General features: G+C 63.9%; 21 protein-coding genes. 5 read left to right on the top strand and 16 right to left on the bottom strand.

The window, feature by feature from the left end; translation table 11 throughout:
• Positions 1–2 precede the first annotated feature (2 nt).
• The gene (locus ACIOVF_RS03785) at positions 3–1,103 is read right to left on the bottom strand and encodes an efflux RND transporter periplasmic adaptor subunit (RefSeq protein ID WP_045193650.1); all 1,101 of its coding nucleotides are present in this window, start codon (positions 1,101–1,103) and stop codon (positions 3–5) included.
• Between the two features lie 195 nt (positions 1,104–1,298).
• Between ACIOVF_RS03785 and ACIOVF_RS03780 the strand changes: the two genes are divergently transcribed.
• Positions 1,299–1,931: a TetR/AcrR family transcriptional regulator gene (locus ACIOVF_RS03780; protein WP_045193651.1), complete on the top strand. Its 633-nt coding sequence runs from the start codon at positions 1,299–1,301 to the stop codon at positions 1,929–1,931.
• Here the strand turns inward: ACIOVF_RS03780 and ACIOVF_RS03775 are convergent.
• On the bottom strand, positions 1,928–2,710 hold the full coding sequence (locus ACIOVF_RS03775) for a class I SAM-dependent methyltransferase (protein WP_045193652.1): 783 nt from the start codon (positions 2,708–2,710) through the stop codon (positions 1,928–1,930). The two genes, ACIOVF_RS03780 and ACIOVF_RS03775, sit on opposite strands and share 4 nt — an antisense overlap.
• Before the next feature lie 95 nt (positions 2,711–2,805).
• Between ACIOVF_RS03775 and ACIOVF_RS03770 the strand changes: the two genes are divergently transcribed.
• Positions 2,806–3,426 carry an energy transducer TonB gene (locus ACIOVF_RS03770; RefSeq protein WP_195885814.1) on the top strand — a complete coding sequence of 207 codons (621 nt, stop codon included), beginning with the start codon at positions 2,806–2,808 and terminating at the stop codon, positions 3,424–3,426.
• Positions 3,427–3,429: 3 nt separating this feature from the next.
• On the opposite strand, the gene ACIOVF_RS03765 is transcribed toward ACIOVF_RS03770, so the two are convergent.
• The 8 genes from ACIOVF_RS03765 to ppc form a co-directional block, all read right to left on the bottom strand.
• Positions 3,430–4,125 carry an extensin family protein gene (locus ACIOVF_RS03765; RefSeq protein WP_401287664.1) on the bottom strand — a complete coding sequence of 232 codons (696 nt, stop codon included), beginning with the start codon at positions 4,123–4,125 and terminating at the stop codon, positions 3,430–3,432.
• 6 nt (positions 4,126–4,131) lie between these two features.
• The gene (locus ACIOVF_RS03760) at positions 4,132–4,962 is read right to left on the bottom strand and encodes an oxaloacetate decarboxylase (protein ID WP_195885813.1); all 831 of its coding nucleotides are present in this window, start codon (positions 4,960–4,962) and stop codon (positions 4,132–4,134) included.
• Positions 4,963–4,995: 33 nt separating this feature from the next.
• A complete protein-coding gene (locus ACIOVF_RS03755) occupies positions 4,996–5,865 on the bottom strand; it encodes a DUF72 domain-containing protein (RefSeq protein WP_045193655.1) in 870 nt (289 codons plus the stop codon).
• A gap of 3 nt (positions 5,866–5,868) precedes the next feature.
• Positions 5,869–6,165, bottom strand: coding sequence for a hypothetical protein (locus ACIOVF_RS03750; RefSeq protein WP_045193656.1), 297 nt, complete (start codon positions 6,163–6,165; stop codon positions 5,869–5,871).
• A gap of 129 nt (positions 6,166–6,294) precedes the next feature.
• Positions 6,295–6,969, bottom strand: coding sequence for a tRNA (adenosine(37)-N6)-threonylcarbamoyltransferase complex dimerization subunit type 1 TsaB (gene tsaB, locus ACIOVF_RS03745; RefSeq protein WP_045193657.1), 675 nt, complete (start codon positions 6,967–6,969; stop codon positions 6,295–6,297).
• A gap of 87 nt (positions 6,970–7,056) precedes the next feature.
• Positions 7,057–7,707, bottom strand: coding sequence for an adenylate kinase (adk, locus tag ACIOVF_RS03740; protein ID WP_045193658.1), 651 nt, complete (start codon positions 7,705–7,707; stop codon positions 7,057–7,059).
• Between the two features lie 10 nt (positions 7,708–7,717).
• Positions 7,718–7,921 (bottom strand): hypothetical protein, encoded by a 204-nt coding sequence (locus ACIOVF_RS03735; RefSeq protein ID WP_093386719.1) that lies wholly within the window; start codon positions 7,919–7,921, stop codon positions 7,718–7,720.
• A gap of 43 nt (positions 7,922–7,964) precedes the next feature.
• Entirely contained in the window at positions 7,965–10,592 is a 2,628-nt protein-coding gene (ppc, locus tag ACIOVF_RS03730; protein ID WP_401287657.1) for a phosphoenolpyruvate carboxylase, read from the bottom strand.
• A gap of 131 nt (positions 10,593–10,723) precedes the next feature.
• On the opposite strand from ppc, the gene ACIOVF_RS03725 reads away from it, so the two are divergent.
• The 3 genes from ACIOVF_RS03725 to ACIOVF_RS03715 all read left to right on the top strand — a co-directional run bounded on the left by ACIOVF_RS03725 (position 10,724) and on the right by ACIOVF_RS03715 (position 12,595).
• Positions 10,724–11,068 carry a pilin assembly protein gene (locus tag ACIOVF_RS03725; protein WP_093386725.1) on the top strand — a complete coding sequence of 115 codons (345 nt, stop codon included), beginning with the start codon at positions 10,724–10,726 and terminating at the stop codon, positions 11,066–11,068.
• A gap of 274 nt (positions 11,069–11,342) precedes the next feature.
• Positions 11,343–11,756 carry a DUF4398 domain-containing protein gene (locus tag ACIOVF_RS03720; RefSeq protein ID WP_045193662.1) on the top strand — a complete coding sequence of 138 codons (414 nt, stop codon included), beginning with the start codon at positions 11,343–11,345 and terminating at the stop codon, positions 11,754–11,756.
• Between the two features lie 50 nt (positions 11,757–11,806).
• A complete protein-coding gene (locus tag ACIOVF_RS03715; protein ID WP_045193663.1) occupies positions 11,807–12,595 on the top strand; it encodes an OmpA family protein in 789 nt (262 codons plus the stop codon).
• 90 nt (positions 12,596–12,685) lie between these two features.
• On the opposite strand, the gene ACIOVF_RS03710 is transcribed toward ACIOVF_RS03715, so the two are convergent.
• The 6 genes from ACIOVF_RS03710 to lysS form a co-directional block, all read right to left on the bottom strand.
• On the bottom strand, positions 12,686–13,012 hold the full coding sequence (locus ACIOVF_RS03710; protein WP_195885810.1) for a hypothetical protein: 327 nt from the start codon (positions 13,010–13,012) through the stop codon (positions 12,686–12,688).
• A complete protein-coding gene (locus tag ACIOVF_RS03705) occupies positions 13,009–13,932 on the bottom strand; it encodes an alpha/beta hydrolase (RefSeq protein WP_401287652.1) in 924 nt (307 codons plus the stop codon). Before ACIOVF_RS03705 ends, ACIOVF_RS03710 begins: the two co-directional genes overlap by 4 nt.
• The gene (locus ACIOVF_RS03700; RefSeq protein WP_045193667.1) at positions 13,904–15,181 is read right to left on the bottom strand and encodes a flavohemoglobin expression-modulating QEGLA motif protein; all 1,278 of its coding nucleotides are present in this window, start codon (positions 15,179–15,181) and stop codon (positions 13,904–13,906) included. Before ACIOVF_RS03700 ends, ACIOVF_RS03705 begins: the two co-directional genes overlap by 29 nt.
• Positions 15,182–15,205: 24 nt before the next feature.
• Positions 15,206–15,751 (bottom strand): hypothetical protein, encoded by a 546-nt coding sequence (locus ACIOVF_RS03695; protein WP_401287649.1) that lies wholly within the window; start codon positions 15,749–15,751, stop codon positions 15,206–15,208.
• Between the two features lie 28 nt (positions 15,752–15,779).
• A complete protein-coding gene (locus tag ACIOVF_RS03690; RefSeq protein WP_093386736.1) occupies positions 15,780–16,484 on the bottom strand; it encodes a TetR/AcrR family transcriptional regulator in 705 nt (234 codons plus the stop codon).
• A gap of 100 nt (positions 16,485–16,584) precedes the next feature.
• Positions 16,585–18,087: a lysine--tRNA ligase gene (gene lysS, locus ACIOVF_RS03685; protein WP_045193670.1), complete on the bottom strand. Its 1,503-nt coding sequence runs from the start codon at positions 18,085–18,087 to the stop codon at positions 16,585–16,587.
• Positions 18,088–18,117: the final 30 nt, after the last annotated feature.

Here is an 18,117-nt window from a genome sequence, read left to right as displayed (position 1 = left end):
ACTTACTCCTTGGCCGCCAGATTCACCACACGATTGGACCGGTCCACCGGACGAACCTGCTGCCCTTCCTGGAGCACATGCACGCCGGCCGCCACCACCCAGTCCGAGGCATTCAGGCCTTCGAGCACCGGCACGCTGTTTTCACCGTAGGCACCCACCCGCACCGGTACGCGCTTGAGGGTGTTGTTGGCATCGACACGCCAGACGTAGGTCTGGCCGTTTTCTGCGGTCAGCGCCGAGAGCGGCACCGCCAGGGGAATGTTCTCGGCGTGCTGGATGTACACCCGGGCGCTTTGCCCGAGCTCGGCCGGCACCTTGCCGGCGGTAAAGGCGATGCGCGCAGCGAAGGTTCGCGAGCGCGGGTCGGCCGAAGGCGACAGTTCGCGAATCCGGCCATTGAAGCGTTGATCCGGTTGCGACCAGAGCTCCACCGCCACCGTCTGGCCGACCTTGAAGCGGCCAAAATTCTGCTCAGGCAGGCCGATCAGCACTTCGCGCTCGCCATCGGCGGCCAGGGTGAACACCGTCTGCCCCGCAGCCACCACCTGGCCCACCTCAACCTGGCGCTTGGCGATCACGCCGTCCTGGGACGCGCGCAGTACGGCATATTCTGCCTGGTTGCCGGCGACGTCGAACTCGGCGCGCACTTGCTTGAGCCGGGCCAGGCCAGCACGGTAGAGGTTCTCGGCGTTGTCGTATTGCGAATGGCTGACCATCTGCCGGTCGAGCAGGGTCTTGTAGCGGTCGCGCTCGGCCTTGACCAGGTTCAGGTTGGCTTCGGCAGCGGCCAATTGGGCACGGCTGGCTTCCAGTTGCAGGCGCACATCCTGGGGGTCGAGTTCGGCCAGTGGCTGTTCGGCCTTGACCCGCTGCCCCTCCTCGACCAGGCGCTTGCTGACCTTGCCACCGATGCGGAACGCCAGCTCCGGCTCGAAGCGCGCACGCACCTCGCCGGGGTAGCTGTCGGCGGCGGCGCTGGCCGGCTGCGGCTGCACCACCATGGCCGGACGAAGGGAAGTCTGCGGTGCGCTTTCCTGCCCGCAGGCAGCAAGCAACAGCACGAGACCAACGGGCAAAGCGAGGGGCAAGGCATGGCGCAACATGATGGATGACCTTTCGCGAATGGCGCTTTGAATATTTATACTGGCGGGTATATTAAATCAGGGAACCGGAGCGGGGAAGCAGGCCTGCGCGAGAAATCCCATATTTACGCCGGGAGCAGCGCGTCGATTTTTGCCCGCCGAAATGCCGGTCGCGATGTACCATGTGCACTTACTGGAATATGTAACTTTTCACTCATGCCCAAAGTCACCGCTGCTACCGGCCCCGGCCGGCCCAAGGACCTGGCAAAACGCCAGGCCATTCTCGAGGCAGCCAAGGCGCTGTTTCTAACCCTTGGCTATGCCAACACCAGCATGGATGCGGTCGCGACAGCGGCAGGTGTGTCAAAACTCACGGTCTACAGCCACTTTACCGACAAGGAGACGCTGTTCTCTTCGGCAGTGGTCGCCACCTGCACGGCGCAGTTGCCCGAGCTGATTTTCGAGCTTCCTGAAGGGGTTCCGCTGGAACAGGTGCTGCTGAAGATCGGCCGCGGCTTTCAGGCGCTGATCAGCAGCGACCTGTCGGTCAAGCTGCACCGGCTGATCATGGCCCTGGGCAATCAGGACCCGAAACTCAGCCAGATCTTCTTCGAGGCCGGCCCGTTGCGGGTGCTGCACGAGATGGAGGCGCTGCTGCGCCAGGTGGATGCCCGCGGGCTGCTGCGCATTGAATTGCCGGCCAACGCCGCCGAGCACTTCTTCTGCCTGCTCAAGGGCGCGGCCAACTTCCGCCTGTTGCTCGGCTATGCCCCGGCGCTGGATGCCGAGGCCTCCGAGGCCCATGTGCAAGAAGTGGTGGCGCTGTTCATGCGCGCTTACCGACCTTAAGCCTTGAGGGCTTTTTTCGGATAGATGTCGTAGCGGCTGGATTTGCCTTCCAGGCAGTGGCTGGGCTTGGGCCCGTCGATGATCGGCGCCTTGCGCGGGCGCTTGACCACCACCCGGTGGCTGGCCAGGGCCAGGGCGGCTTCGAGCAGCGCCGGGGCGTCGAGGTCGTCACCAACCAGCGGGCGGAACACGCGCATTTCCTTTTTTACCAGGGCGCTCTTGTCGCGATGAGGGAACATCGGGTCGAGGTAGATCACCTGCGGCGGCTCACCCTGCCAGGTGCGCATACGCTCGATGGCATTGCCGGTGAGCAGTTGCATGCGCGCAACGATGGGGCCCACCTCGGCATCGCTGCGGGCGCGGGCCAGGCCGTCTTCGAGCAAGGCCGCGACCAGCGGCTGGCGCTCGATCAGGGTCATCTGGCAACCGAGGCTCGCCAGCACGAAAGCGTCCTTGCCCAGCCCCGCCGTGGCATCGAGCACCTGCGGGCGCACGCCCTGGGCGACGCCCACGGCCTTGGCGATCATCTGCCCGCTGCCGCCGCCGAACACCCGCCGGTGCGCCGCCGCGCCTTCGACAAAATCCACCCGCACCGGCCCCGGCGCCTGCGCACCGAGCTGCTGGATCTGCAGGCCATCGGCGCCGATCTGCACGGCAAAGCCTGCATTGTCATCGCTCAGCGGCAATCCCAGACGCCGCGCCCACTCGCCAGCCTGGGCCTGATAATCGGCCGTCAATGCCTCGACCCGGATGCCGCCGTCAGCCAGTTGCTCCACCATCAAATCCTGTACTCAAAAAAATTAAATGATCGTCGGCCGCGGCCGATATACGAAGTATTCGCTATTTTGCCAGACCAGCACCCTCTGCGACTGCCATGACCGACATTCTTCAGCTCAACTCAGGTTATATCTCGCCCGTCGGCGACTATGGCCGGCACAATACCCAGGCACTGGGCGGCGTCAGCCACCTGTGGCAGGATTTTTTTGCCCGCGCCCTGGCTGAGCAGCAAGGTCAGGAGGACGCGGCCAAGGCCGTGGCCACCGAGCAGTTCGACAAAGTCACCGGCGAGCCGCTGGGCGGCAGCCAGGTGCTGGCGCAGATCCACAACCAGCGCCTGTGCGATGTGCACGACACCGAACTGGCCCCGCCAGAGCCGCTGTTCCTGCCGATCGCCGAGCTTGAGCCGCAGCTGCTGGAAAAACTCGCGCCGCCGTTCAGCGCCGCCGAACTCATCGAGCAACAGCGCCAGCTGGATATCAGCAACACCTGGGTACGCCCGGTAGTCATGAGCCAGGGCCACCCGCTGCCCGAACCCGGCCCGGCACCACAGGCCAAACCGTTGTACCTGCCGATCGCTGAATTCGAGATGGACCTGCTGGACAAGGCGCCGGAGCCCTTCGACGACGCCACCATGGCCGTGCAGCAATCGCAGCTGGACTTCGACAACCGCTGGGCTCGCCCGGTGGTGCTGAACAACGTGCGCATCGCCGCCTGAGCCTTAGCGGCAGATCTGCCAGAAGCCCATGTCCAGGTGAAAGTGATTGCGGTGTGCGGCGTTGTACTCAGGCCCCAGCACCGTGTTGAAACTGTCGCAGGCACTGGCGTGCACATCCCTTAAAAACTTCGCTTTGACGCCCTCGCCCGACCAGTCCTTGAGCAACTGGATACGCTGCCCGTCCGCCAGGCGAAAGCCGGCGATATCCAGGGCATTGGCCGTGGCGTGCTGGCTCAGGCGGCCATTCTTGCGGTTGTACATGTTGCGACAGGCAAAGCTGCCCAGGTGATCGACCTGCACCACCGGCTGGGCAAAGGCGCGCTGTGCCGCCGGTTGCAGAGCGTGGCGCTCGAACAGCGCATAAGCCACCGCCAAGGGGCAACTGGCGAGAAAGCTGCTGCTCAGGCGCACCGACGAGCCTTCGACGCGCACCACGTTTTCCAGGGGGCACGGCGCATTGGCGGGGCTGTCGGCCTGCTTGCGGTAGCGCAGGCTGGAAGTGGCCAGGGCCTGCTCGCACAGCTGCGGATCATCCTCAAGGCGGCCCAATTTGTACGGCGTAAGCAGGTTCGGCGGCTGGCGCACATCCAGCACCGCCCAGGGGTTCCAGGCATCCGGCAGATGCCAGCCCAGGCGCCAGGCAGCACCCAGTGCAACGAGCAGAATCAGACACAGTACCGCGAGCAATCCTTTGCGCATGGTCGATCAGCGCCTGAACAACTGGTTGAGCTGGTCGAACGACAGCGCCTGGTCGGCGTAGTCAAAACAGCCTTGATCATGAATCTGCTGCGCGGCGTTGAAAAACGCCCCATAGGCCGCACGCGCCAGCGATGAGCCGACGCTGATGCGCTTGACCCCCAGCGCTTGAACGTCGGCAAAACTCAAGCGCACACCGCTCAGGCCCATCAGCACATTGACCGGCTTCGGCGCCACCGCCTGGACCACCCGGCGGATCTCCTCGGCCGTACGCAAGCCCGGCGCATACAGCACATCGGCACCGGCTTCGGCGAAGGCCTGCAGGCGGGCGATGGTGTCGTCCAGGTCCATGCGCCCGTGCAGCAGGTTTTCCGCGCGGGCACAGAGCATGAACGGAAAGTCCAGGCTGCGCGCGGCGGTGACGGCCGCCTCGACTCGCTCCACGGCGTGATAGAAGCTGTAGATTGGCTCGTCGACATTGCCGCTGGCATCCTCGATCGAGCCGCCCACCAGGCCAATGGCGGCGCCCTGCAGGATCGCCTCGCCACAGCCCTTGGGGTCGTCGCTGAAACCGTTCTCAAGGTCGGCAGCCACCGGCAATGCCGTGGCATCGACAATGGCGCGGGCATTGACCAGGGTTTCATCCAGGCTCATCGCCCCTTCGGCATCTGGCCGCCCCAGGGAGAACGCCAGGCCGGCGCTGGTGGTGGCCAACGCCTCGAAGCCGAGGCTGGCCAGCAGCTTGGCCGAGCCGGCATCCCAGGGGTTGGGAATGACAAAGGCGCCATCGCGCTCATGCAGGGCTTTGAAGGCTTCGGCACGCAGGGTTTGCACATCCATGATCTCGGCTCCCGGGCAGGCGGCAGGACGCGCTCAGAGCAGGCCGAGTTGTTCGGCTTCTGGCGTGCGGTCCAGTTCAGGCAAGGCCGCAAGCCCCGGCAGGCGCTCCATCAGGCCTTGATGAAAACGCCGGGCCAGGGCGGCGGCCAGGCGGTTGTCGGCAGTATGCAGGAAAACATAGGGGCTGCGCCCCTCCTCGATCCAGGCCGCGACCTTGTCCAGCCACGGCAGCAGAAACGGCTCGTTGGCGGCCAGCTCCGGGTGGCCGATGAAGCGGATCTGCGGGTGCTGGGTAAAGGCGGTCGGGCGAGGCGGCACGCGCGGTTTTTTCGACTGGGCGTGGAGCACCTCGGGCGTCTGTGAAGTACAACTGAACAACGCGCGAGGGTCGAGACAGATGCGCTCCACACCACGCTCAAGCAGCAGGCGGTTGAGCAGGCGCTCTTCCTCGCCCTTGCTGAAGAACGCCGCGTTGCGCACCTCCACGGCGATGGGCACGCCAGCTTCGTCGATAAAGCTCACCAGCTCGCTCAGGCGCGCCGGGCCGAAAGTTGCCGGCAACTGCAGCCAGTACGGCGCAACCCGTGCGCCAAGGGGCTTGAGCAATTCGATGAAGGACTGGGCGGCGGCCAGTTGAGCGTGCAGGTCACCGCTGTGGCTGATGTCGCCGGGGAACTTGGCGGTGAAGCGAAAGTGCGCCGGCATCAGCTGCGCCCAGCGTTCGATGGTCGCCGGTGCCGGGCGGGCATAAAAGGTGGTGTTGCCTTCTACGGCATTGAAGACCTGGCTATACAGGCCGAGGAAGTCGCTGGTTTTAGCCTCGGCCGGGTACAGGTACTCGCGCCAGGCGTTTTCACTCCAGGACGGACAACCGACAAAATAGGGCAGCGTGGACAGACTCATCCATCAAATGTACAGGTCCAGCCCCAGTACTTCCATCTCCCAGTCAACGAAACCGGCAGTGGTCAGGTAGCTGGCCAGGGCATGGGCGGTGCGCTTGTTGCGCGCCCGCGGGAAGATCATGTCCTGAGGCCGCGCCGGCAGGCCGCCAGTGCGCGCCTGGCCGTGGCTGGCGCTGGCTTGCGCCTGTACTTCGAACTCGCCCGGCAGATCTTCGTCGTCCACGTCATCGGTACGTACCGGCGCTTTGCGCGGGGCTCGCTTGATGGGGTAGGACTGAGAAGAAAAACCGTCTATGCGCATGGCGATTACTCAGGAGCAGTGATGGCAATTTAGCAGCATCGCTGATCCTTCGCTAATGCCCGATTGATAACTGGACCACAGATCGGGCAAAAGGTTTTATTCTGCCTGGGAATAACCGACGAACTGCACTCAGCGCGCTTTCGGCGTGGCCACCTTGTCGCGCAGGTACACAGGTTGCGCGAGGTCGGCGGCAATCGCCTCGCCGCGCTGCCAGGCGAAGGTCGCCAGGCTCAGCAGGTCCTGGGCATGGGGCAGCAGGCTGGCGTCCTGGCCGCAGGCCTTGACCGCCAGGCGCTCGGCATAGCCCCAGCCAGTGCCCGCGCCAAACCAGTCGCCGCTGGCACCCTCGGGCAAGGCCACCTGCTCCGGTGGCAGCACCGCCTCCTTGCCCTGCAGGCGCATTTCGCCGTCAACGTTGCGATAGCAGCCCCAGTAGACCTCGTCCATGCGCGCATCGATTGCCGCCGCCACTTGCTGCACGCCCTGCTCACGCATCGCGCGCTGGGCCAGCACGGCCAGGTTGGACACCGGCAGTACCGGCCGCTCCAGGGCGAAGGCCAGGCCCTGGACCACGCCAATGGCAATGCGCACGCCAGTGAAGGCGCCCGGGCCACGACCGAAGGCGATGGCATCGAGCTGTTGCAGGGTGACGCCGGCGTCGGCCAGCAGTTGCTGGATCATCGGCAGCAGCTTCTGCGCGTGCAGGCGCGGGATCACCTCATAGTGGCTGGAAACCTTGCCATCATGCAGCAAGGCAACGGAGCAGGCTTCGGTGGCGGTGTCGAGGGCCAGCAAGGTGGTCATCGGGGGTTCCAGGGGCAAGAAAAAAGAGCAGCATTATAAACAACAACGGCCCGCAAGCGGGCCGTTGTCTGCACTACCGAGCGTCGATCAGCTCAGTGCGGCCAGGACCTTGGCGGTGATCGCGTCAACCGAGCCCACGCCTTCGATATGCGCGTACTTCGGCTTGCCAGCGTTGGCAGCCGAGAGCTTCTGGTAGAAGTCTACCAGCGGCTTGGTCTGGTCGTGGTAGACCGACAGGCGATGACGCACGGTTTCTTCGGTGTCGTCTTTGCGCTGCACCAGCGCTTCGCCGGTTTCGTCGTCCTTGCCTTCAACCTTTGGCGGGTTGTAGACAACGTGGTAAACGCGGCCCGAACCTTCGTGCACACGGCGGCCAGCGATACGCTGAACGATTTCTTCGTCTTCGACAGCGATTTCGACCACGGCGTCCAGCTCGACGCCAGCAGTCACCAGGGCTTCAGCCTGAGGAATGGTGCGCGGGAAGCCGTCGAACAGGAAGCCGTTGGCGCAGTCAGGCTGGGCAATACGGTCCTTGACCAGGTTGATGATCAGCTCGTCGGAGACCAGCTTGCCAGCGTCCATGATCGCCTTGGCTTCCAGGCCCAGCGGGGTGCCGGCTTTGACCGCGGCGCGCAGCATGTCGCCAGTGGAAATCTGTGGAATACCGAACTTTTCGGTGATGAACTTTGCCTGAGTACCTTTACCGGCCCCGGGAGCTCCCAGCAGAATTACGCGCATCTTGTGCTCCTCATTTTTTTGTAAGCAAATCAGTGGGTTTGCCACGCAGGGCCAATCCCGGAATTTGGGTGATGATCGTAATTTCGATCAAAAGGCTGCTCAAGATACACAGCGCCCGCAAGCCACACAAGCGCTCGAAAGTCGGAAAAACCCACGCACTGTGGCCACTTGCAGCACAGGTTGCGCCGAGCGCAACCTGTTGCTTTACAAGCATTCTGCCCTTCCTGGGCAAACCCTCGGCAAAGCGTTTTGCCAACTCAGCCGGTATTGCGCAAACCTGCCGCGATGCCGGCCACGGTGACCAGCAAGGCCTGCTCCAACGGGCTGTCCAGAGCGGCTTCACGCCCACGCGAGCGCGCCAGCAGCTCAGCCTGCAATAGATGCAGCGGGTCCAGATAGGTGTTGCGCAAGCGGATGAATTCCAGGGTTTCGGGGCTGTGCGCCAGTAGCACCGGCTGCCCGGTCAGCCCCAACACCACCTCGCACGCCTGCGACAATAGGTCGCGCAAATGTGCACCCAAAGGTCGCAGTTCTGGTTGCACCAGACGTTCGTCGTAGGAGCGGGCGATATCGGCATCGGCCTTGGCCAGAACCATCTCCAGCATGTCGATGCGTGTGCGGAAAAACGGCCACTGCTCGCGCATCTCGGCCAGCAACGGCCCCTGCCCGCGAGCCAGGGCGTTGTTCAATGCCGCTTCCCAGCCGAGCCAGGCCGGCAGCATCAGGCGGGTCTGGGTCCAGCCGAAAATCCACGGGATCGCCCGCAGGCTTTCGATGCCACCGGCGCGGCGCTTGGCCGGGCGGCTGCCCAGCGGCAGGCGGCCGAGTTCCTGTTCGGGGGTGGACTGGCGGAAGTACTCGACGAACTCGGGGTTGTCGCGCACCACGCCGCGATAGGCCTTGACGCCGTCGGCAGCCAGCTGGTCCATCAGCGCGCGCCAGGCCGGTTGTGGCGGCGGTGGTGGCAGCAGGGTCGCTTCGAGCACCGCCGCCAGGTAGAGGTTCAGGTTCTGCTCGGCGATGTCCGGCAAACCGAATTTGAAGCGGATCATCTCGCCCTGCTCGGTAGTACGGAAGCGCCCGGCCACCGAACCCGGCGGCTGCGACAGGATCGCCGCGTGGGCCGGGCCGCCGCCACGCCCGACGGTACCGCCACGGCCGTGGAACAACAGCAGTTCGACCTGCTGCTCGCGGCAGATGCGCACCAGGGTTTCCTGGGCGCGGTACTGGGCCCAGGCCGCGGCCGTGGTGCCGGCATCCTTGGCCGAATCGGAATAGCCGATCATCACCTCCTGCGGGCCATGCAGGCCGGCGCGATACCCCGGCAAGCCCAGCAGGCGCTCCATCACCGGCCCGGCGTTGTCCAGGTCGGCGAGGGTTTCGAACAACGGCACCACGCGCATCGGCCGCAGCACGCCGGCCTCTTTGAGCAGCAACTGCACCGCCAGCACATCGGAAGCGGCGCCGGCCATGGAGATCACATAGGAGCCCAGCGAAGCTGCCGGTGCAGCGGCAATCTCGCGGCAGGTGGCGAGCACTTCGGCGGTGTCGGCCTGGGGTTTGAAGTAGCTGGGCAACAGCGGCCGCCGGCTGTTGAGTTCCTCCTGCAGGAAGGCCACACGCGCGTCTTCATCCCACTCGGCGTAGCGGCCAAGGCCCAGGTATTCGGTGATTTCACTCAGCGCCGAGGTATGCCGGGCGGCGTCCTGGCGCACGTCCAGACGCACCAGAAACAGGCCGAAGGTCACCGCCCGACGCAGGCAGTCGAGCAGTGGGCCATCGGCAATCACGCCCATGCCGCAAGCATGCAGTGATTCGAAGCACAGCTGCAGCGGCTCGAACAGTTCACGGTTGTCCTGCAGCACTTCAGCGGCCGGCGCTTGCGCCGTGGTCAGCGCGGCTTGGGCCCAGGCGCGGGTGACCCGCAGGCGCTCACGCAATTGCTTGAGCACGGCGCGATAAGGCTCGGCCGACTCGCCCACCTTGGCCCTCAGCGCTTCGCTGGCCTGCTGCATCGACAGTTCGGCGGCCAGGGCATCGATATCGCGTAAAAACAGGTCAGCGGCCATCCAGCGCGCCAGCAACAGCACTTCACGGGTCACCGGCGCAGTGACATTGGGGTTGCCGTCACGGTCGCCGCCCATCCACGAGGCAAAGCGGATCGGCGCCGCCTCCAGCGGCAGGCGCAGGCCGGTGGCCTGGTGCAGGGCCTTGTCGACCTTGCGCAAGTGGTGTGGCACCGCTTGCCATAGCGAATGCTCGATCACCGCAAAGCCCCATTTGGCTTCGTCTACCGGGGTTGGCCGGGTGCGGCGGATTTCTTCGGTGTGCCAGGCTTCGGCGATCAGCCGTTGCAGGCGTTCGCGGATCTGCTCGCGTTCAGCGGGGGTCAGGTCGCGGTGATCCTGGGCGGCCAGTTGCGCGGCGATCGCGTCGTACTTCTGGATCAAGGTGCGCCGCGCCACCTCGGTCGGGTGGGCGGTAAGCACCAGTTCGATGCTGAGCTTGCCCAACTGCCGGGCCAGGGCATCGTCGCTGTGGCCGGCGGCCTTGAGCCGCGCCAGCAGTTCGGGCAGCACCCGCGCTTCGAAAGGTTCGGCCTGGCCGGCGTCGCGGCGGCGGATCAGCTGATACTGCTCGGCGATGTTGGCCAGGTTGAGAAACTGGTTGAAGGCCCGCGCCACCGGCAACAGCTGGTCTTCGGCGAGGTCATTGAGGGTCGAGCTCAGTTGCTCGGCGCTACCGCTGCGATCGGCCTTGGCACTGCGGCGTATGTCCTCGATGGTCTGCAAAAACGCTTCGCCGTGCTGCTCGCGCACGGTATCGCCCAACAACTCGCCCAACAAATGAACATCTTCACGCAAGCGCACATCGATATCAGTCATCAGCCATGTCTCCGGCATTCGGGAAAACCGCTCTGGGTCCAGAGTGCCCCAGTAGCGCCCGGGCTTCAAGGCAGGGCCATGGCTGGGCCACAGGGTGAACTACGCTCAACACAGGCACACAGGAGACCATCATGAAAATCCGTGATCTTGCCCAGCATTGGGAACAGCACGCCAAAGGCTCGCTGAGCCCCACCGGCCATGTCCTGCACCTGGACATGGAAGCGGCGGCGCGCCTGGCGGCCCTGGCCGAGATGTACCCCAAGCGCCAACCCGAAGAACTGCTCGGCGAACTGCTCGGGGCTGCGCTTGAAGAGCTGGAAGCGAGCTTTCCGTATGTTCAGGGCGCGCAGGTGATTGCCACCGACGAAGAGGGTGACCCGCTGTACCAGGACATCGGTCCGACCCCGCGGTTTCTTGCCCTTTCACGCCGCTACCTGCACGAGATGAGCAACCCCAAAGAGGCCGGCAAGCCTTGATCCACCCCGCCTCCTGATCCGCGCTGCGAGCGCCCGCGCAGGCGCTCGCGTACCGCCGGCACGCCTGAAAGTTCAACGAAAAACCCACTGACCGATCAGTCAGAAAAAACCGCGAACAAGCGGCACTTTTTTCTGAACTATTCAAAAAACGCTTCGGTCACAGCCAATAGCCATCACGGCAAAACCCTTTCAGAACCGGGTCAGAGCAGTCCCGTAGCTGACGGGTCGCGCCGATGGACTGTTACGGAATTCGTTGTTCATCAGGAGTGATCCAATGGAGTTGACCACCATGAAGACCCGCACCGCAAACACCCCGTCCACTCACCTGCGCGGGCTCAAGCTGGCCGCGCTGGCACTGGGCAGCAGTCTGGTCCTGGCCGGCTGTGCCGGCAACCCACCTACCGAGCAGTACGCTGTCACGCAATCGGCGGTCAATTCCGCTGTCAGCGCCGGCGGTACCGAGTTTGCCGCCGTCGAGATGAAGGCTGCGCAGGACAAGCTCAAACAGGCGGAAATCGCCATGCACGACAAGAAGTACGACGACGCCAAGCGCCTGGCCGAGCAGGCCGAGTGGGACGCCCGCGTCGCCGAGCGCAAGGCCCAGGCCGCCAAGGCCGAGAAAGCCGTACAGGATGCCCGCCAGGGCGTTCAGGACCTGCGTGAGGAAGGCATGCGCAGCGTCGAATGACGCCCGCTCACCGACCCGTGCATTCGTAATCGATCAAAGGATGAACCATTATGCGTAAACACGTGATGATCCCCGCCCTTCTGGCCCTGAGCGTTGGCCTGGCCGCCTGCTCGACGCAGCCGAACGCCAACCTGGAATCGGCCCGGACCAACTTCTCGGCCCTGCAGAGCAACCCGCAGGCCGCCAAGGTCGCGGCCCTTGAAACCAAGGACGCCCAGGACTGGCTGAACAAGGCCGACAAAGCCTACATGGACAAGGAAGACTCGAAAAAAGTCGACCAGCTTGCCTACCTGACCAACCAGCGGGTTGAAGTGGCCAAGCAGACCATTGCCCTGCGCACTGCTGAAGGCAACCTGAAAAACGCTGCCGCCCAGCGTGCCCAGGCGCGCCTGGATGCCCGTGATGCGCAGATCAAGAAGCTGCAGGACAGCCTCAACGCCAAGCAGACCGACCGCGGCACCCTGGTGACCTTCGGCGACGTGCTGTTCGACTTCGACAAGGCCACGCTCAAGAGCAGCGCCTACCCGAACATCACCAAGCTGGCGCAGTTCCTCCAGGAGAACCCTGACCGCAAGGTGATCGTCGAGGGCTACACCGACAGCAAGGGCAGCGCCAACTACAACCAGTCGCTGTCCGAGCGCCGCGCCGCGGCCGTGCGCATGGCGCTGGTACGTGCCGGTGTAGATCCGGCCCGCATCGTCGCCCAGGGCTACGGCAAGGAGTATCCGGTGGCCGACAACACCAGCAACTCGGGTCGCGCGCAGAACCGTCGGGTGGAAGTGACCATTTCCAACGACAACCAGCCGGTGGCGCCGCGTTCGGTCAGCCAGCTGAATTGATGGTTGCTGTGCAGTAACAAAAATCCCGCCGAGTCTGGCGGGATTTTTGTTTGTGTGGCCGGCGATTGGGCTGCAAAGCAGCCCCAGGGCTTACTGGACTTCTTGCGGGGTTTCCTGGCCCAGGCAACGCACCGCCTGCTTCTTGTTGTTGACCAGCACGCCGGTCAGGCCTTTTTGCGCGGTATCGAACAACACCAGTACGCCATCGACGCACTGCGCCACCTGGCTGGCCGGCTGCAGGGAGATCTTGTAGTCCTCGCCTGGGATGGTCTTGAGCATGGTGAAGTCGGACAGCAGCAAGGCATCCTCGGGCTTGGCGAAATGCAGGTAACCGTAGTACCACAGGGCCGCGACGGTACCGATGATGCTGCAGACTCCGGTAATGATCAGCGGGATGGCGTTGCGTTCTTCACTCATTGCGACTTCTCGTCAGGGTAATTGGGGACTTCGGCCAGGCGCCGCAGCCCGTTGAAATGCATCGGGTCGTCCAGAAAGCGCAACATGACCTGACGCCAGATCTTGTCGGCAAAGGTCTGCACATGCCCGCCACGGGTCAGCTGCAACACCCTCGGGGGCGGCGCAGCCTGATACAACTGCAGGCCGTTGACCAGCGGCACGATGGGGTCGTCGATGCTGTGGAAGAACAGCTTGGGCGGGGTCTTGATCTGTGCTATCGAATGGATCGCACTGTCGCCATCGGGCACCAGCCACGACAAAGGCACCTGCAGCGGCCAGGTCAACCACGAATTGCTCAGGGCAAAGCGCCCGACCTGACGGTAGCTGGCCGGTACGCCATCGAAGACCATGGCCTTGAAGCGCTCGGCCTGGCGCGGATGCTCGGCCAGGTAATGGATAGCCATTGAGCCGCCCAGGCTCTGGCCCAGCAGGATCTGCGGCTTGCCCTGCACCTCGGGGGCCTGGTCCAGCCAGGCCAGCGCCGCAGCGATGTCCTGGTAGACCTCCGGCAGCCCGGGCTTGCCCTGCGACAGGCCATAGCCGCGGTAGTCGAGCAACAGCACCTGATAGCCCTGCTCCGGCAGCCACCAACTGCCACCCAGGTGCCAGGCCAGGTTGCCGCCATTGCCATGCAGGTGCAGCACCGTGCCCTTGACCTCGACACCGGCCTTGGCCGGCAGCCACCAGCCATGCAGGCGGGTGCCGTCGGCGGCGGTCAGGGTTACGTCGCGGTACGCGAGTTTGGCTTTCTCGGGGGTGAACGGCTGGCCAGGCTCGGGATAGAACAACAGCGAACTGCAGCCGCCCAGACTCAGCAGCACCAGCAGCAGGCCCAGATGCCTGCGCCATGCTTCAGAGAATGTTCGAGTAATCGGCTTCAATCCGGTCCAGGCTCAGGTGGTTGAGGAAGTTGGAGAAACACATCCAGGCCGACAGCGCGTTGAGGTCGCGAAACTGCTCAGGCAGGTACTTGGGCGGCTCCACCAGGCCTTCATCGACCAGTTGGCGCAAGGTGCGCATGTCTTCAAGGGTGGTCTTGCCGCAGAACAACAAGGGGATCTGTTCGAGCTTGCCCTTGCGCACGGCCAACTGAATATAGTTGTAAACCATGATAAAGCCCTTGAGATAGGACAAGTCCTTGGTAAACGGCAAGCCGTTGGGCACCGAGCCACGGAACACCCGGCTGGCGTTGCCGTAGCTTTCGGCCATCTCGAAACCCTGGGCGCGGAAAAACTCATACACCTGCATGAAGTCGGCGCCCTCCTCGACCATATGGATGGCGCGGGTGCGGTTGGTCAGCTTGCGCAGGCGGCTGGGGTAGGAGGCGAAGGCGATCACTTCCATGAGGATCGCCAGGCCTTCCTGGGTCACGGTCGACGAGGGCGGGCCCTTGGCCAGGAAGGTGCAGATCGGCTGGTTGAGACCGTTGAGGGTGGTGCCGACGTGCACCAGGCCTTCGTGAACCTCCAGCGCGCGCACATCGCGGCTGTTGAACATGGCGTCGGCGCGGATCTTGATGTAGTCGGCGCCAGCGGCGGCGTCGGCGACGATACCGTCGGACTCGAACACGCGGATGGTGTCTTCGGCCTCGTTGAACACCTTGTTCAGGCGGCCCTGGAGCATCTCCACAGCCTGCTTGGCGGTGAGGTTCTTCGGCTCGTCCTTGAGGTCGCCACGGCCGTCGATGTTGTTCAGGTAGTCCGAGAGCATCAGGCCGAGGTCGGCCAGGGTCGGGTCACCGGCATGGAAGGCATCGGAGGCTGCGCCGTACAGTTCCTGGGAAATCAGACCGAAGTCTTCAGTGCCGCGCGCTTCGAGCATGCGCACCACCATGCGGTATTCCTTGCACATGCGCCGCATGATCTGCCCGACCGGGTTGAACTGGCCAAGCTGGCGGGTGATGTCGCGCTCGATGTTCTGGAACTCGAGCTTGACTGCCGCCGAGTCGAACGACAGCGGCCGGCCCTGGTAGTAGGCGCGGTCTACCGCTGGCAGCTCCTTGCCCTTGGCCTTGAGGAAACCCTGGCGGATATTGTCGTCCCACTTCACCGCATCGAGCACGCGAATGGGCGTTTGCGCCAGGACAATGCGATCAGACAGGGCACGTATCGTCTGCTGGTACTCGTCCACCCTACACTCCTTGAATTGCGCTGATTACTTGCCGGCCCGCTTGAAGCGCGCCACTTCGATGAACAGGTCGGAGTTGGCCGGGTCGTCCAGGTAAGCCAGGACGCGCTCGGCCGGGCTGTCGATTAGAACCCCTTCGCCGTTTTCTTCGGGCACCTCGATGCTGCGGCCGCTGAGTTCTTTCTTCTGCACGGCCTGGTTGACCTGCTCGACATCAAGGTTGTAGACCACCAGTTCCTTGTTATCGAGCACTTCAAAGCCGCCGATCAGGAAGTTGCCGCCCAGGCGCCTGGGCACGCCGGCCGAGAGGTACCAGCGATTGCCGTGCTGGGACACGGTGAAGGCGTACTCGTCGCGCTTCTTGTTCTTGCCGATGGCCACTGCCTTGTAGGCGTTGCCACCGCTGCGGCTGATCTGCAGGGTCAGCGGCTCGCCCCAGGCGTCCTTGCTGGTCCATTTGCCGAGCAGGGCCCTGGGCGCGGGCTTGTTGGCCGGGATCGGCTCGTTGAAGGTGACCAGACAACCGCCAAGCAGCAAGAACGACAATGCCAACAGCAGGGTTCTGGCTTTCATCAACCTCTCCTTGAAATAGGTTCGCGCCTTACACCGACGCCAAGACCAGATGCAGGTACCGGGTAAGAATAGCGAGCATCGGCGCTTCAGCCTGGGCTTGTTCAGCGTCGAGCAGGCCCTGATATTCCATCTGCTCGATAATCGCCGTCAACACCAGGGCATCCTGTTGTGGCTGACGTGAGCCTACCACCTGCAGCATCTGCACGGCGCCGCGCAGCAGAATCTGCTCGTGCAGCTTGACCAGCTCTGCCAGGCGCGGGCACAGCAGCGCCTCCTGGCGAAAGGCCTGCTCGGCCATCAGAAAGTCGCGGCGGTTATGCAACTGGCGCTGCACATAGTCGGTGGTCATCTTCGCCACTTCGTCGGCCAGGCGCGCCCGCCACTGCGGGCTGCCATCGCCCTGGGAGAGCAACTGGCGCAGCACCACCTCGGTGTTCTCCCAGAGCTTGGCCATGTAGGCCGCGCTGCGTTCGACATACTGGGCGAAGGTGTCGGTGAGCAGGTCTTCGATGTCCTTGAAGTAATAGGTGGTCGCCGACAGCGGCACGCCGGCCTCGGCCGCCACCGCGCGGTGGCGCACGCCGCGCACGCCATCACGCACGACGATGCGCATGGCCGCGTCGAGGATCTGCTGGCGGCGCTGCTCGCTGCCTTCGCGGCTGGCCTTGCGGCCCTGGTACTGCACGCTTTCGGCCACCGCTGTAGCCACGCAGGCGGCGCCTTGTTGAGTCATTGCAGGAGTCACTGCTGGTCTACCCCAAACGTTGGATCCGATCGATGAATTTCTTCCAGGCATGAAAAAGCCGCCCCGGAAGGCGGCTTGTTCAGTTCGCTCAGGCCTGTGGGCGCATGTGCGGGAACAGGATGACGTCGCGAATCGATGGCGAGTTGGTCAGCAGCATCACCAGACGGTCGATGCCGATGCCTTCACCGGCGGTTGGCGGCATGCCGTATTCCAGGGCACGGACGAAGTCGGCATCGTAGTGCATGGCTTCGTCGTCACCGGCGTCTTTCTCGGCCACCTGGGCCATGAAACGCTCGGCCTGGTCTTCGGCATCGTTGAGCTCGGAGTAGGCGTTGGCGATTTCACGGCCACCGATGAACAGCTCGAAGCGGTCGGTGACGTTCGGGTTGTCGTCGTTGCGACGGGCCAGCGGCGAGACTTCGAACGGGTACTGGGTGATGAAGTGCGGCTGCTCCAGCTTGTGCTCGACCAGCTCTTCGAAAATCATCACCTGCAGCTTGCCCAGGCCTTCGAAGCCAAGCACCTTGGCGCCGGCCTTCTTGGCGATCTCGCGGGCCTTGTCGATGTCCTGCAGGTCGGCGGCGCTGATCTCGGGGTTGTACTTGAGGATCGAGTCGAACACCGACAGGCGCACGAACGGCTCACCGAAGTGGAACACCTTGTCGCCATACGGCACGTCGGTGCTGCCCAGAACCAGCTGGGCCAGTTCGCGGAACAGCTCCTCGGTGAGGTCCATGTTGTCTTCGTAGTCGGCGTGGGCCTGGTAGAACTCGAGCATGGTGAACTCGGGGTTGTGCCGGGTCGAAACGCCTTCGTTACGGAAGTTGCGGTTGATCTCGAAGACCTTCTCGAAACCACCGACCACCAGGCGCTTGAGGTACAGCTCCGGGGCGATGCGCAGGAACATCTGCATGTCCAGGGCATTGTGGTGGGTTTCGAACGGCTTGGCTGCGGCGCCACCAGGAATGGTCTGCAGCATTGGCGTCTCGACTTCGAGGAAGTCGCGGGCCATCAGGAAGTTGCGGATGTGGGCGATGACCTGCGAGCGAACGCGGAAGGTATGGCGGGTTTCATCGTTGACCATCAGGTCGACGTAGCGCTGGCGGTAGCGCTGCTCGGTGTCGGTCAGGCCGTGGTGCTTGTCCGGCAGCGGGCGCAGCGACTTGGTCAGCAGGCGCACGCTGGTCATTTCGACGTACAGGTCGCCCTTGCCGGAGCGCGCCAGGGTACCTTCGGCGGCGATGATGTCGCCCAGGTCCCAGGTCTTGACCGCGGCCAGGGTTTCTTCCGGCAGGGTCTTGCGGTTGACGTAGACCTGGATGCGCCCGGTCATGTCCTGGATCACCATGAACGAGCCACGGTTGAGCATGATGCGCCCGGCAACCTTGACCGGAATCGCTGCTGCTTCCAGCTCTTCCTTGGTCTTGTCGACATACTGTTTCTGCAGGTCGTTGCAGTAGCTGTCACGGCGGAAGTCGTTGGGGAAGGCGTTACCCTTGGCGCGCTCGGCAGCAAGTTTTTCCTTGCGCAGCGCGATCAGGTTGTTTTCTTCCTGTTGCAGGTCTTGCGATTCGGTCTTCAGGTCGCTCATGTCGTCATTCTTTCCATCAGGTATTCGTTG

It is taken from the genome of Pseudomonas sp. NPDC087612, assembly GCF_044743505.1.
In the GTDB taxonomy this organism is placed as follows: Bacteria; Pseudomonadota; Gammaproteobacteria; order Pseudomonadales; family Pseudomonadaceae; genus Aquipseudomonas.
Note: the sequence above shows the minus strand (reverse complement) of the source record. Positions and strands in the feature narration are given on the sequence as shown.